The sequence below is a fragment of the Pseudomonas sp. CFII68 genome (assembly GCF_000416195.1).
GTDB lineage: Bacteria > Pseudomonadota > Gammaproteobacteria > Pseudomonadales > Pseudomonadaceae > Aquipseudomonas > Aquipseudomonas kilonensis.
Window position 1 is genome coordinate 160,669 of the sequence record NZ_ATLN01000123.1, and the last position, 15,137, is coordinate 175,805.

Genomic DNA, 15,137 nt, shown 5'->3' on the forward strand with positions numbered 1-15,137 from the left:
AACCCTGTCAGCAAGGCACCGCAGCGCGCATCACGCTGAGCAGCCCCAGGCGCGATGCGTGATTGACGGCGCTTGTCACCGCCTTGAGCGACGCCAGCAAACTACTGCCGTCGCGCGCGGCACCGAATAGCAGCCGGTTATTCACCCGAATCTCGACATAGGCCAGTGCTTCGGCCTGAGCCCCATCGCGAGCAGCGTGCTCATGATAATCGGCGATATCGAAGTGAACGCCACGCTGGGCAAATGCATCGACCAGCGCCGCCAGCGGACCGTTGCCCTCACCGCTGAGGTCGAACTGGGTGCCGCCCATGTCGAGCACGCCCTCCAGGTAAGTCACAGCGCCTTCGCTGACCAATTTAGGCGGCAACAACGTGTAGGGCTTGCCCTCCTCCAGATAATGCCGGGTAAAGCACGCAAGGATCATCTCGCTACTGATCTCCTGGCCCGACCCATCCGCCTCTTGCTGGACCAGGTTGCTGAACTCCATCTGCAACCGGCGCGGCATCACGACCCCATGCTGTTCCAGCAGATAGGCCACGCCGCCTTTGCCGGATTGGCTATTGACGCGAATGACCGCCTCATAACTGCGCCCCATATCCGCCGGATCAATAGGCAGATAAGGCACTTCCCAGAAGCCATCGGGGTTGGCCTGGCGCACGGCAAAGCCTTTCTTGATCGCGTCCTGATGCGACCCTGAAAAGGCCGTGAACACCAGCTCGCCCGCGTAAGGATGGCGAGGATGCGTGGGCAGCTGATTACAGTATTCCACCTCGCGCTGGACGTGGAGGATGTCCGAGAAATCCAGCTGCGGATCGATACCGCTGGTGTAGAGATTCATGGCCAGGGTGAGGATATCGACATTGCCGGTTCGCTCGCCGTTACCGAACAGCGTGCCCTCGACCCGTTCGGCACCGGCCAGGCAGGCTTGCTCGGCGGTGGAAACCCCAGTGCCCCGGTCATTGTGCGGATGGACGCTGATGATCACGCTGTCACGACGGCTGAAATGCCGGCAAAACCATTCGATCTGATCGGCGAAGACATTGGCCGTGGAGACTTCGACGGTCGTCGGCAGGTTCAGGATCATCTTGTTGGAAGGCGTTGGTGCGAAGACGTCCGTCACCGCCTCGCAGACTTGCAATGCAAAATCCAACTCGGTGAAACAAAAGGTCTCGGGGGAATACTGGAAGGTCCACTGCGTCTCGGGATTGTTGTCCATGTGCTGTTTGATTTCGCGAGTGGCCTGGGTGGCAATCTCGATGCACCCGGCGCGGTCAACACCGAATACCACGTCTCGAAACACCGGTGCGGTCGCGTTGTACACATGCACGATAGCGCGGGGAGCACCCTTCAATGCCTCAAACGTGCGCTCGATGAGATGGCTGCGGGCTTGAGTCATGACCTGAATCGTCACGTCATCGGGAATCGCCCCCGTTTCGATAAGTTCGCGCACGTAATCAAAGTCGGTCTGCGAAGCGGCTGGAAAGCCTACTTCGATTTCCTTGAAACCGACCTTGACCAACAGGTCGAAGAAACGACGCTTGCGCTCGGCATTCATCGGCTCGATCAAGGCCTGATTGCCATCGCGCATATCGACGCTGCACCAGCTAGGCGCAACGGACTGGACCTGGCCGGGCCATGTGCGGTCCGGCAGATCCACGGTGGTGAAATGTCGATATTTGCTGGAAGGATCCTTCAGCATCATGGCGTTTATCCTTTTTGATACGTCCATAGGTGGGCCGGTTCGGCATCTGACGCCACCGAACATTGGATCCAATCATAAATGAACATAACTTGAGGCAAATTGCGTAGTCACATCAACAGAATGAGAAAACAACAATAAATAACCAATAAGATTTAATACTGCGGTTACTTATGCTCAATCTATAAATTTTTGAACAATTTCATCCCCGGCAGGATCCAGCCCACCGCTAATGCGACGAAACATAAACAGACGGCTCAGCAGGCGCCGGCAACGCATAAGTCGCCTTCATCCATTCAATCTCCGCCTGAGGTGTTCGCCCGAACATCCGCTTGAACTCGCGGCTGAATTGCGAGGCGCTTTCGTAGCCGACGTTGAACGCCGCCGTCGAGGCGCTCATGGTGCTGCGCAGCATCAGTAATCGCGCCTGGTGCAGGCGTGTCGATTTCAAGTACTGCATGGGCGTGGAGTCCGTCACGCTGCGAAAGTGCAGGTGAAAGTTGGGGATGCTCATGTTGGCTTCGTGGGCGAGCGTTTCGACGTCCAGGTGCTCGTGGTAGCAGCTGTGGATCTTGCGGATCGCCCGGGTGATCTTGCCGAAGTGCCCCTGGCGACTGAGCGCGGCGCGCATCGAGCCGCCCTGCTCGCCGGTCAGGATCCGGTAGTAGATTTCCCGTACCAGTGACGGCCCGAGTATTTGCGCTTCGCCCGGGCGACTCATGGCTTCCAGCAAACGCAGCGTCGAGCTGCGCAGCAAATCGTCCATGGGCGAGGCGTACATACCTTTGGGTTGGGCATCGCTGGGGCCGAGGGTCTCGTCCACTTGCAGCATCAACTCGCTGGCCAGTTGTAAGTCGAGGCGCATGTAGACCGCCAGCATGGGCTCAGCTTCGGTGGCGTCGGTCTCCATGGTGAACGGAACCGGGACAGACACCACCAGGTAGTGCTGGGCGTCATACACGTAGACGTCCTCACCCAGATAACCGCGCTTGCGCCCCTGGCACAGGATCACGATACCGGGCTCATACAACACCGGCGTGCGCGTCAGCGGCCGGTTCGAACGCAGAAAACGGATGTCCTCCAGCGCGCTGAGGTTGTAGCCCTCGACCGGCGCAAGCTGTTCCATCAACTGCACCATGCGCGAGGTGATTGAGGCCTGAGTCATTGATGCCCCTTTGCTGGCCGCTCAACCGTCGGTCGAACGGGTCAGCGCTTCCCATTGATCGATCTCACTGGTCGCACGACTGAGTTTGTCGCGCACCAGGTTCAGTGCATCGCTGCCCAACAACACATGCGCAGGAGGCGTCGGGCTGGCAATGATCTGCAACATCGCTTGCGCCGCTTTCCGAGGATCGCCCAGTTGCTTGCCGCTTTTTTCCACGCGCGCTTTACGTATCGGATCGAAACTGGCGTCGTAGTCGGCAATGCTCCGTGCCGTACGCTGCATCGAACGCCCCGCCCAGTCGGTGCGAAACGAACCAGGCGCCACCGCGGTCACGAAGATGTTGAACGGTAGCAGCTCCTTGCTCAGCGTATCGGAGAGGCCTTCGAGGGCAAACTTGCTCGCGCAGTAATAGGAAATGCCCGGCATGGTAATCGTGCCGCCCATGGAGGTGATATTGAGAATATGACCGGCACGGCGCTGGCGAAAATACGGCACGAAGGCCTTGGTCACCGCCACCGCGCCAAACACGTTGACGTCGAACTGGCGACGCATCTCCTCCAGCGGCGATTCTTCGAAAATGCCTTCATGGCCGTAGCCGGCATTGTTGACCAGGACATCGACCGGGCCGTAAGTGGTTTCTATCTCCGCCACCGCGCTATCGACTCGATCGAACTCGGTGACATCCAGGATCACGCCATGGGCACGCTCCGTGGAGAGCGCTTCGAAGGCCTGCAACGCCGCCTCACTGCGCACGGTGCCGATGACACGGTGGCCCGCTGCAAGTGCTTCTTGCGCCAGGGCGTTGCCCAGGCCACTGCTCACGCCGGTGATGAAGAGGTTTTTTCTGTTGTGCATGGTGAACTCCAATGGATAAACAGGAGGCCATGGTAACGATCGAAAAATGACCCACCTATGCCGGTTTGCCTTGGGGCATTGCCTATTCCTATCAGCGCGTCAGATGCCCGGACCTGTCACGTGGGCTGGCAATCTGGCCAAGCGGTCCCAACCTTCCGTGGAAAAAAGGACAGACTAGCGTTTGCATCGATGAAACCACATACAAAACGTGGTCTGTCCCGGTTCCCTTGCCGCTGGAAACCCGAGCGCGAGGATCCAGCAGCCTTAGTGTCAGGGTGTGACGTGGGTGTGGTAGATCTTGCTGACCACGGTCCACTTGCCCTCGATCTTCAGCAGGTTGAAGAAGTCGGTGAAGGAGAAGCCCGAGACGTCGTTGGTGTCGATGCGTGCACTGGCGGCGGTGCTCACGATATCGATGCTGACGAATACACTCTGAGCTTCGGGTGACGGGCGAAAAGGCGGGTTGTCTATAGCATCAAACAGCCCTTGGATCGGACCGCCAACCAACTTGCCCTCGACATCGACGCCGAAGATGGTCGCCTGCTCGCTGAAAGCGGGTTTCATGATGCCGCTTTTTGCCTGTTTGCAGCCTTCGTTGTATTTGTTCAGTACCTCGACGATGGCTTGATAGTCGTGCACGTAGGTAGGCTTGCTCATGTTTCACTCCTGGTCGTTGTAAGTACCAGCCGCTTTGGCCGGCATGGGAATCAATTCATGCGGCCACTCGCCGCGGCGTCAACCGTTGGGGCCCATGGGCCCAATTGGAGAAGTTTGCTTTCGCGATGGTCGAGCCACCAGCCGACCTGAACATTCCAGTTGGCATACGAGGCCCCTGGGCTAACGGCCCCTAGCGTCTGTTGTGCGTGCAATGGAAAGTGTGGATTGCGCAGAGCTGCATGGCCAAGCGCTACCAAGTCGGCCTGGCCAGACGCGATCACCGCTTCGGCTTGCCACGGATCGTTGATGAGTCCCACGGCCATGGTGCCGATTTTTGCCTCGCGACGAATCTGCGCGGCGAACGGCACCTGGAATCCATAGCCGTTGGGGTATTCGTAGACGCCGAAGCCACCGGACGAGCAATCAACGACGTCGACGCCGATCTTCTTCAACGCCGCGGCCAAAGCGACACTGTCGTCGATTGTCCAACCGCTGCTGCTGCCATCGACTGCCGATAAGCGTACGAACAGCGGCTTGTCCTGCGGCCAGACCTCACGCACCTCGCGAGCGATCTCCAGAGGCAGGCGAATGCGGTTCTCGAAGCCGCCACCGTATTCATCGGTGCGGTCGTTGGTCAGCGGTGACAAGAACGCGTTAAGCAGGAAGCCATGTGCGTAGTGCAGCTCCAGCACATCGAAACCTGCCCGCAAGGCGCGTCGTGCCGACGCGACAAAATCTGAACGTACTTTGGCGATGCCGTTTGCATCCAACGCGTCAGGCACCAGCCAGCCCTCAGCGGCTGGGCGTGCGCTCGGTGACACCACTACCCAAGGGTGTTCTCCGCGTGCTGCATCGCGTTCATCCAGTGGACCGTTCCCTTCAAAGGCTCGTTGGATGCTGGCTTTAGGTCCAGCATGTCCAATCTGAATTCCGGGCGTTGCGCCATAGGCCTTGGCAAAAGCGGTGATGCGTGACAGGCCTTGTATATGAGCGTCATCACACAGGCCCAGATCGCCGTGTGTGATCCGTCCTTCGGGAGAGACCGCCGTAGCCTCGACCATCAGCAGGCCGAAGCCACCGAGAGCGAAACGTCCGTAGTGGACGGCGTGGTAATCGCTGGCATGACCCTCTGTCGCCGTGTACTGACACATCGGACTAAGGACGAAGCGGTTGCGCAGGGTGACGCCGCGTAAAGTCAACGGTTCAAAAATCTTGCTCATTGTTCTGCTCTGGAATGATGGGCCGAGTAACCGGATTGAAGAACAGCTTTGCGCTGTCGCGATCCGTGATGAAGTTACTTGCTGTAACCAGTATGGAGATCGGCAATAATGACGTGAATGATCACAAGTGGACATACAGTATGAGCAATAAGATCATAATCGAGCAGCCACCTCTCGCTGAACGCATAGAGGGCGCGATCCCTCCTCCACAGGTGCATCTTCCAGGTCTTTTAACCTTCGAGGCCGTTGCCAGGCATTTGAACTTCGCTCGCGCCGCCGCGGAAATGGGCATCACGCCAACTGCGGCATCACGCACGATCAAGAATGTGGAAGCGCAACTGAATGTGCGACTGTTCAATCGCACAACACGTAGTGTCAGTTTGACTGAGGCTGGCGCGTCATTGAACGCAGCATTAGCACCTGCGCTTGCTCAGATCAGAAATTCCTTGTCACAAGCATTACTCGCGGCAGATCAACCGTCGGGCACCGTACGCGTTAATTCTTCATACGTTGCGTACCGTATCCTGATTGAGCCGCACCTGGCTTCGTTCCTTGAAAAATTCCCGCTGATCAATGTCGAGATATCACTGGACAATCAACTTAGCGATATCGTCAACGCCGGATTTGATATCGGCATACGGATGGGGAAAAAAGTACAAAATGACATGATCGCCGTGCAGCTGGGGCCATTACAAAAACGAATCGTGGTGGCGGTGCCGGATTATTTCCGCGAGAGAAGTGAACCGCAAACCATCGATGACTTGCTAAACCACAACTGCATTCGCCAGCGCTATTCCGTTGGCGGCAGGCTGTACGAGTGGAAGTTTGAAGATCAAGGTCAAATGGTTCAAGTCGACGTTCAAGGACGCTTTATCTTCGACGAAATGAGATCTGTCCTTGATGCTGCAATACAAGGCCACGGCATTGCATTCGTTCTGGAAGACTTTGCGAAACAAGAGCTGGCAAACGGCATGTTGCGGCAGATATTGAGACAGCACAGCGTACTGGACGATGCTTTTCATCTCTATTATCCACACCGCAAGTACATGCCCGGAAAGTTGCGTGCGTTCGTAGACTTTATGCGTGCTGCCAATAAAACGGACAACACTTGATTTAATGGTTCTCCTTGCTGCAACGAAAGAGATTGGCCCCTGGGCACAGCCTATTCCTATCAGCGCGTCAGATGCCCGGACCTGTCACGTGGGCTGGCAACCTGGCCAAGCGATCCCAACCGTTTGCATCGATCCCAGCGCAGTTGGGCAACCACAGTGTTTGCAGCGGCAGTTGCTCCAACACGGGCACCACGGCCGACGTGATCCGCGATTCCCCTGGATCCGCCCCAAGCGTCAGGTCCCGCAGCGGCATGCCGGCAAGATGGGCCACCCCGGCGTCAGTCAGCCAAGGGCTGTCATACAAACCCAGGCGCTGCAGGGGCAGCCCCCGCAAACAAGCCAGGTCGGCATCGCGCAGGTTCAGGCCGCTTATTTCAAGTTGCTCCAGCGGTAGTTCCAACTCGGTGAGCTTGCGCAAAACCTTACCGTCGACGCCCTGGCAAAAGCTCAGATTGAGCCGCTTAAGTGGCAGGCCAGCCAGTTGTTTCAGCTCCTTCCAAGTGATGTCGTTCAAGGACAGCTCCAGGGACTCCAACGCCAACCCGCGCAGATCACTCAACGTACTGGCGCAGACGCCCTGCACATCGGAGAGTCCCAATCGCTTGAGCGGAAACTCGTGCAGCACGTCGAGCCGCTCGATCACTTGGCGTAGGCACTTGAGGTCCAGCTCCATGAGCGGCATTCCCTCCAGCACTTCAAGATCGTCTTCGCAGATGAACGCAGATTGGAGCGAAAGCTTTTCCAGGGGCAGCCCCCTAATCGCCTGCAGCACGTTCTCGCTTGCATAACAGTCATCCAGACTCAACGAGCGCAACCCCGTCAGCTCGCCAAGCCAGGACGGATCGTCGAGGATCGCGCCGCTGCCACTGAGGGACAACTGTTCGAGGGGATGACTTGCCAAGTGCGCCATGCCACGGGACGTCAGCTCGCCCACGCGTTGCAAGGTCAGGGAGCGCAGCTTGAGGCGCGACAGTGCGCGAAGGCCCTCGTCGGTCATCTCATCGCAACGGTTCAACGACAGTTCCTGCAACGGGCTGTCGCTCAGTTGACGGAGGAAACTGTCATCGAAGTCCTCGCCGTAGGTTTGCAACTTCAGCCGACGCAAGCGTGCGGGCGACGGGAGGCAATTGGCGTTATCGTCGCGGGAAAAATTACTGACCGCCAAGGTTTCGAGAGCATTGGCGGGCAAACGTTGCCATGTCTCCGGGCCGCAGATAAACCTCGGACTGTTGAGCACCAACGTGCGCAAGGGCAGCCCGGCCAGGGCGTCACACCACTGCGGCTCGGCGTCGTTCAACTCCAGATGGTCGACCGGCAGGCCATGCAGTTGCGACAGCCATGGCCCGGGGCGATTTGCATGGGCGGTGGTGTTCAGTTGCGCCATTACCACCTTAGCCGCCGGATCGCCCAGGCCCGCCGCGACGCGTAAACCTTCCAGTGACGCCTCCCCGCTGTCGAGCAGATCGCGATAGAGCGAAGCGCGTCCGGCGATGTCATCGGGGTTGGCGGCGAGTTGGGTGATAAGAGCGTTGCGGTTGGGGGTTGCCACGGTTTACTAGTCCGAATTGAGCGGGCGCAGGGTGTGCTGCGAAACGGGGTTCATCTGCCTGTTGTTTGTGGGTGCACAGCGCCCTGAGATATCAATCCAGGATCAGGCTCCAGATCACCAGCAACGGCAATCTCAACATTCTCATATAGCTGCGCCGCACTCTTCGTCCGAGCATCCCACCAGTCGGGCCGAGTGGTAACCGATTGGCCGGTGACATCTCTAATGAGACGGACGATATCGAAAGAGCGAAGGCCATCTACGTGCTCGCTTAAGCTCCCAGTCGTATTGGCCCACATCGGATCAAGTACGAAATCGATTCCCTTCATCCTCGCCAGTTTCGCAGCCGGCACAAAATCTGAATCACCAGCGACCAAAACGATGACATCAGTGAGCTTTTCAAGGGCGAGAGTCGTGATGTCCATGCCTAACTTGGTATCGACAGTCTTCTGTTCGACTTTGTAATGGAAATCGTCATTCGTGAGCTCTGCCCAGACCTTCTCACCACGCAACAGGGCCTTAAGGGAATGAGAATTGAGTTGCCAGTCACCGCTTTTGGCCAGTTCGCCCAGTCGAAGCGCCGTTTTTCGGCTCGATCGAAGCTGATCGTGAAGGTCTCTTCGCAATCTATAGGGAGGATGAGCCTTGAAATCCATATGCCCTGCAGATTTATGACCGTCAGGGATTATGGGTAATCGAACCTGATTGGAGGGGGGCGGGCAGTCGTAGTAGTAGATTCGATAAAGCTCGCGACTCGCTGAGCGTTCGTCTTCGATGTGAAGCTTCACGAGCTTTTTTATGATTTGGGATATCTGGTCGGCGGATAACAGCAGTTCCTTGCTGAAATATTTGCGGCCGAAAAACATAACCCTCTGGAAGAAAAATCCTCCATCAATGAGAACGGCGGTTCGCTTCACTGGCTTTTCCTTGGGCAAAAAAAAGCCCAGGACTGCTGGGCAGGTTCTAACAATTGCCTGCGCGCTGTACTGAGCTGCTGGGCGAAAATCTATTCGCCTATGCGGCCTATGTCAAGGTCGAAAGTGACGCAGAAAAATACAACCACTGATGTGCCAAAAATCCTACATGAAGCTCGGAAAGTGACGTCTTGTAGCGCTCGGACAGAGGGGGCTATAGTCCCTCGTCGTTCCAATGGCGACTCGGGTTTGGCGACCCGGCAACGAGGTAGCTCCTTTCAACTGAATGAGGTCCTACCGATGAACCGATACATGCCCATCACCGGCGTCGACTGCACCCCCGCTACCCTGCTGATCGACACCGAAGCCCCGCTTGATGTCCTCTTCGAAACCGCTGACTACCGCATCCGCACCGTGACTCAACTGCTGGAAAACATCGCGTTCCGCTCGGAGATCAGTTCCGACACGCTGGTGCTTTCCGACTTTTGCAAAATGCTGACGATCGCGCTGCGCGACGGGTGTGATGTGATGGATGTGATTGGCAGGCGATTGCGGGCGCAGGCGGCGGAGTAAGTGAAGACGGGCGACTATGGCCATAACGTAGCCCCCACCGTCGGGAGCAACTACATCTATCTACTCCGATGAGCTGTGGCGCAGTTCGTCAAGAACTGCGCCACATTTTCAATCCAAAATGGCGCGATTCTGAGAACTGCGCCATAATCGCGCCAAATCTTCTCTAACAGCGCCAACATAACCATGCCTTCGACCACCGACATACTGAACAGTATCCTGGCATCCAGGAGCGGGGCGAGCCTCTCAGAGCTTTTGACCAAGCACCCGGAAATCGCCCGGCGAACGGCGCAGCGCATCCTTGCAAACCTGGTCGAAAGCAGCCAAATCACTGCACAGGGAGAAGGCAGGGCACGACGTTATTTCGCAATAGAACACCAGGCCGAAACCCACGCCCTGAATACTGACACCGATGCCTTCCCTGCCTTCATTCCATTATCTGCAGACAGCCGGGACATACTCGCCTATATCAACCAGCCCACAGAAGCGCGCAAGCCGGTGGGCTACCAGCGTGACTTTCTGGACGCCTATCGTCCTAACGAGACAGGGTACTTACCTGAGTCGTTGCGGCGCCAATTGCACAGGATGGGCAAAACCGCAGATGCGACGGAGCCAGCAGGCACTTATAGCCGGGCGGTCCTGAATCGCTTGTTGATTGATCTGTCGTGGGCATCAAGCCATCTGGAAGGGAACACCTACTCACGGCTCGACACACGACAACTCATTGAGCAAGGTAAGGCAGCACAGGGCAAGGCCGCTATAGAAACGCAGATGATCTTGAACCATAAGACAGCTATCGAGCTTTTGGTCGAGAACATCGAGAGTGCCGAGTTCAACCGCTACACATTGATGAACCTGCATAGCGCCTTGGCCGAAAACCTGCTGCCCAACCCAGCAGACGAGGGCCGAATTCGCCAGCACGCCGTCGACATCGGGAAAAGTACCTATCGCCCGCTCTCAACGCCACAGCAAATTGAAGATGCAATGGACGTCCTGCTTGGCAAAGCCAATCAGATCGCTGATCCGTTCGAGCAGTCTTTCTTCATGATGGTGCACCTGCCCTATTTGCAGCCTTTTGCCGACATCAATAAACGCACCTCCCGACTGGCAGCGAATCTCCCTTTGTTCCGGGCCAACCTTTGTCCGCTGACCTTTCTGGATGTACCGGAGCAGGCGTACAGCCGAGCCACATTGGGTGTGTACGAAATGACCCGTGTAGAGCTGCTTCGCGACCTGTATATCTGGGCCTACGAACGCTCAACACAGGAATATCTGGCAATCAAGCAAGACCTTGCGGAGCCGGACCCTTTACGCCTGGCATGGCGAGACGTCATCAAGAAGACCATTCGGGAAATCATCACTCACCCAGAACTTGACCCATTGTCATGTATTCAACGCTCGGTAGCGGAATATGTTTCGGAAAGAGAGCAGCCGGAGGTGCAAGCACTGATCATCGAAGAACTCCGTCGCCTGCACGAAGGGGTGCTCGCGCGCTACGGGTTACGACCATCGGAGTTCATGTCCTGGAAGTCGCTCCATGGCCACTGATGGATGATCACTGCGCAAAAATGGGGACACCCATTTATTTATCAACGTACAAACCAACAGACCTGCTCACCTCATAAAATAAATCTGTCCCCTTTCGATCCCTTTTTGCTGGTATCGTGTATTTAAGCGTCAGTAATTAAATTTTGTTTTCACCTCACCCTCACGGCGATAGGATATTGCGAAAGAAAGCCATTCCTCACCTCGCGCCTTGCCCTCTGCCCTCAACTCCTTTATTAGCCTATACAGCTTGGCACTATTAAAATCTGTATCAGCATCGGTTATTTCAATGCCATTTTTCTCAACAGTCAGCACCGACTCCATGTACCCTTCACCCACCTCAACCTCATAACAGAAATAGTCATAACCAAAAACTATTCCAGATTCAATCAAAGAAAATATCTCCTTCACAATTTCTAAATCTTTAGTAACCATTACTCATCTCTGGAATTTTGCCAGCTTCATTTTCAAAGGATACCGTTCGACTTTTACCATCGACAGTATAGGTCAACTCCATAGTACCCGGCCTTTTCGAATCTGGATTTTCACGCTTAAATTTTATAATTGTTGGCCCTATAGTTTTCGACGGATCACTCAAGGTGAAAAAGGGGACGAATTTATTTAATAGCTGAGCAAGCAAATAAATCCGCCCCCTTTTTCCTATATGAATTACTACTCCTTAGGTATATAGATACAGAATTAGCAATGAAGATAAACGAAATATTATGGAGGAGCACATCCTCATATAAACGCATCTCAAATCTTAAGTCAGAAACTGAAACGATCCTCAAATACTGTCTGCTCCCCTATTCTGACGACACATTGCCGTGCCACCTCGACGGGTACTACCTTGCCAAAAACCGGCATCATGGCCTTGTAGAACACCTTGTCACAGGCTTCATCTTTACTAAACGGTTGGGCTCTGCCCTCAGCGTCCGCAGTAATGTGGCAGCCCGCTACTAAATCAGCTGGCAGGTCTTTAAAGGCGACAGGCTTTTGAGTAGTGCCCGCCTGCGCCTCGATCATTTCATTGCAACCACCGGTTACGGCCCCTTCCTTAACGGTTTTTACGAAAGCAACGCGCTCGTAATCGGTACCGCTGAAAACAGTCTGGTCGTTGACGCTAACGCGATACTGCGAAGGCTGGAGCATGATGGACTTGATGCAAAACTGTGTTGTGACCGGCTGATTATTCACCGAGTCCGTTGCCGACTTGCAGCCCGGGACTGCGTTGGCGAAGCCACCGTTTTGCGCGCTACCTACGACAGGAATACGCTCCTGAGGCTGCGTGATGTCATAGGCGTTCAGTTCACAGCCCCCACCCACAAACTGGAGTTCCACCAGATAAACCTTGCCTTTCTCCGGCGTGAAAATGGTGCTGATCGGACCGCAACGATAACCGCGGTTGATACTTTCGCCAGTGGCGTAACCCGATACCTCGAATGGCTGATCGGGATCAGCTTGCACTTCCAACTGAGGAAAATGCTTCAAGGTCGCGCTGTGGGCCGTTTCGTTGAGCTTGGCAATCCAGCCGAACACTTTGCCGCGACCGGAATCCACCACTGTCCCCTGCACATCCATACGCCGGTCTGGGTCCGTCGCTCGCCTGATTGCAAATTCCACAGGGACGACATTGCCCGTCGCTTTCATGATCACCTTGGCGTGCTGGGCGTCTACGGTCACTTTGTTTTGGTGCAGTTGGATGCCGTCGTTGAGCACGGTGGGGGAAGAGTCTCTGACGTTGGATTTACAGCCTGGCAACGTCAGGATCAGGCTCAACATTAGTAGTGATGCTTTCTTCATGAGTAACTCCAAGTACATCCTAAAAAATTATAGATCTGGAGAAAAGTGGACAGTTTTTTTAAAACCGAGAGAATTCAATAAACTCGCCCCTCAGCACCTTATAAAATAAATCCGTCCCCTTTTTCCTTTTTCTCTCACTCCCCCCGCCCGGAGATAAAAGACTTAACGTAGTCCCAACGAGTAACAACCCAGTACAATGCAAATATCCATGACAGAGGGAACCCGAGCCAAATAAAAACCCAACTTGAATCAGTCTGAAACAACAGTGAAATTAACACTGCAACTATCATCGCAAGAAAAGTACTCACCCCCCACACGATAGCCAACAATGAAAAAGCCAGCACCACCACACTAATAAATCTGTTTCCTCTCATTGGAACGCAGCACAATTAAAGTAGCAATTGAAAAAATGGACAGATTTATTTATCAACGTACAAACCAACTGGCCTGCTCACCTCATAAAATAAATCTGTCCCCTTTCGATCCCTCCATTAAAAAAAGGGCAGATCTATTTATAAACCGAGAGAAGCAATGAGCCTGCCTCCTCAGCGCCTCACAAAATAAACTTGCCCTCTTTTTTCCTCCTCTATGAAACCCCTATAACAAAGTCGTGAATAATTCGTCTATCTGAATCATTTTTTGCAGAACGATTTAACACTGGAACTAAATAATAGAGTAATAATTCGCGCCTAGCCGTATCTTCCGGCAAGGCATTCTTAACACAGCCGACCATCGAAGCTACGGACATAATAGATGCGAAGGCCTCGTATCCCCGATAACCTGAAAAAGGCAGCTTTTTAAAAAAATAACTTGCCAAGCGCTGCTGTTCAGCTTTTTTCCAAGACCGATGCGGCAGAAGCAATATTGCCTCGCCCCATTCATCAGAATCTACTGGGTATGTATCAATCAACCAGTCGGCAGCTTGATCGGAGCTCATTTTTACAAGCTGTTTACAAAGTGCCATCTGTCGCGCGTTCATACCAAGCCTATTTAGGGTTAAACAAGTTTTTTGGCAAGCCAGAATTATCTTTCAAAGAAGCAGGAGGCTTGTAATGCCCCGAGCTGTCATCCCACTTCTTTATAGTGCCACGTTCTGGCCCTTCATTATTCCCGAAGCGAATAGATCCAGCATACTTAACTTCCTCACCACCGCTAAGCCCAAGATGAGTTGAAAACCCTTCATTAGTGTTCAGAAGGAAAGGGGACAGATTTATTTAAGTACTTAGCAAAAAAATAAATCCGCCCCCTTTTTCTCGATAAGTAGGGCTAATTACGTCAGGTATATTCTGGCCTGTCGCTTTTGGACCTAGCCTTTCTCAACCATTTTTAAACGCATAATCATTATTCAACTGAAAGAAATTATTCTTTTTTCTAAGAAATCGATAAAGTTTTTCGCATACAAACTAGAAGCTTGATTAGAAAGATCAAGCCTATAAACAGGATACTCCCCATCATTAAGACCATCGTCCGTGGCAAAATAAAATGATTCCCCTGCACCCGGCGGTTCACAGATAAATAGCCTCTCTTTCCCACACAACCCATTTCGACCGTTAACGATTGACATATAAACGATATCACCACCCCTTACACTATCAAAATCCATTTCGTAGATACTATAAATCTCCTCCCCAGATATTTCCCCGCCAGAATAACACTTCAGCCACCATTTATAGCTATCAGGCAACTTCAACCCAAGACGAGTTTCAGCTTTATAAATCCACTCATCAGCAATCCCGTCACCATAATCAGCAAACTCAACGAAATCCGACTCTTTAATAAGATTAATTATTCTCGAGTAATCCACGTCTAATTACTCCCCGCTCCGAGCCCGCAACTTCCAAAAAGGAAAGGGGACAGATCTATTTACAAACCGAGCAAAACCAACAAATCTGCCCTCTGCGTTTCAAAAAATAAACCTGTCCCCTTTTTGCTGGCGCATACGGTGCTGTTGATGTCGGACGATTTGGCGCCTACGATTCACTCGGGCTGTGTCCTTGCTTGATCGGTGTGTGTTCGCAACTATCACCGTAGACCAAGGCCAGCCTTTTTTT

At 54.0% G+C, this 15,137-nt stretch carries 14 protein-coding genes; 3 read left to right on the top strand and 11 right to left on the bottom strand.

Translation table 11 applies throughout. The features are described 5' to 3' along the window. Positions 1–7: 7 nt before the first annotated feature. The 5 genes from leuA to CFII68_RS0126225 form a co-directional block, all read right to left on the bottom strand. Positions 8–1,702 carry a 2-isopropylmalate synthase gene (gene leuA, locus CFII68_RS03280; RefSeq protein WP_018612966.1) on the bottom strand — a complete coding sequence of 565 codons (1,695 nt, stop codon included), beginning with the start codon at positions 1,700–1,702 and terminating at the stop codon, positions 8–10. Between the two features lie 226 nt (positions 1,703–1,928). Then, a complete protein-coding gene (locus CFII68_RS03275) occupies positions 1,929–2,864 on the bottom strand; it encodes an AraC family transcriptional regulator (RefSeq protein ID WP_018612968.1) in 936 nt (311 codons plus the stop codon). 21 nt (positions 2,865–2,885) lie between these two features. After that, entirely contained in the window at positions 2,886–3,719 is an 834-nt protein-coding gene (locus tag CFII68_RS03270) for an oxidoreductase (RefSeq protein ID WP_018612970.1), read from the bottom strand. 270 nt (positions 3,720–3,989) lie between these two features. Beyond that, a complete protein-coding gene (locus CFII68_RS03265) occupies positions 3,990–4,376 on the bottom strand; it encodes a nuclear transport factor 2 family protein (RefSeq protein WP_018612973.1) in 387 nt (128 codons plus the stop codon). A 50-nt stretch (positions 4,377–4,426) separates the two neighbouring features. Further along, positions 4,427–5,596: an NADH:flavin oxidoreductase/NADH oxidase gene (locus CFII68_RS0126225; protein WP_033062897.1), complete on the bottom strand. Its 1,170-nt coding sequence runs from the start codon at positions 5,594–5,596 to the stop codon at positions 4,427–4,429. Between the two features lie 140 nt (positions 5,597–5,736). Here CFII68_RS0126225 and CFII68_RS03260 point away from each other — a divergent pair, with 140 nt between their 5' ends. Next, positions 5,737–6,708, top strand: a complete 972-nt coding sequence (locus CFII68_RS03260; RefSeq protein ID WP_033062906.1) for a LysR family transcriptional regulator — start codon at positions 5,737–5,739, stop codon at positions 6,706–6,708. Between the two features lie 67 nt (positions 6,709–6,775). Here CFII68_RS03260 and CFII68_RS03255 read toward each other — a convergent pair whose 3' ends face one another. Both CFII68_RS03255 and CFII68_RS03250 read right to left on the bottom strand, forming a co-directional pair. Next, positions 6,776–8,257 carry a hypothetical protein gene (locus tag CFII68_RS03255; protein ID WP_018612983.1) on the bottom strand — a complete coding sequence of 494 codons (1,482 nt, stop codon included), beginning with the start codon at positions 8,255–8,257 and terminating at the stop codon, positions 6,776–6,778. Positions 8,258–8,307: 50 nt separating this feature from the next. Next, a complete protein-coding gene (locus tag CFII68_RS03250) occupies positions 8,308–9,171 on the bottom strand; it encodes an NYN domain-containing protein (protein WP_003197615.1) in 864 nt (287 codons plus the stop codon). A gap of 297 nt (positions 9,172–9,468) precedes the next feature. On the opposite strand from CFII68_RS03250, the gene CFII68_RS03245 reads away from it, so the two are divergent. Both CFII68_RS03245 and CFII68_RS03240 read left to right on the top strand, forming a co-directional pair. Continuing rightward, entirely contained in the window at positions 9,469–9,741 is a 273-nt protein-coding gene (locus CFII68_RS03245) for a hypothetical protein (RefSeq protein WP_018612987.1), read from the top strand. Between the two features lie 183 nt (positions 9,742–9,924). Continuing rightward, a complete protein-coding gene (locus CFII68_RS03240) occupies positions 9,925–11,286 on the top strand; it encodes a Fic family protein (protein WP_018612989.1) in 1,362 nt (453 codons plus the stop codon). Between the two features lie 129 nt (positions 11,287–11,415). On the opposite strand, the gene CFII68_RS03235 is transcribed toward CFII68_RS03240, so the two are convergent. The 4 genes from CFII68_RS03235 to CFII68_RS27235 form a co-directional block, all read right to left on the bottom strand. Next, entirely contained in the window at positions 11,416–11,718 is a 303-nt protein-coding gene (locus tag CFII68_RS03235; protein WP_018612991.1) for an immunity protein YezG family protein, read from the bottom strand. A 333-nt stretch (positions 11,719–12,051) separates the two neighbouring features. Next, positions 12,052–13,086, bottom strand: coding sequence for a hypothetical protein (locus CFII68_RS03230; protein WP_018612993.1), 1,035 nt, complete (start codon positions 13,084–13,086; stop codon positions 12,052–12,054). Positions 13,087–13,672: 586 nt separating this feature from the next. Continuing rightward, the gene (locus CFII68_RS27230; RefSeq protein ID WP_084483747.1) at positions 13,673–14,065 is read right to left on the bottom strand and encodes a hypothetical protein; all 393 of its coding nucleotides are present in this window, start codon (positions 14,063–14,065) and stop codon (positions 13,673–13,675) included. Positions 14,066–14,431: 366 nt separating this feature from the next. After that, entirely contained in the window at positions 14,432–14,890 is a 459-nt protein-coding gene (locus tag CFII68_RS27235; protein WP_018612998.1) for an SMI1/KNR4 family protein, read from the bottom strand. Positions 14,891–15,137: the final 247 nt, after the last annotated feature.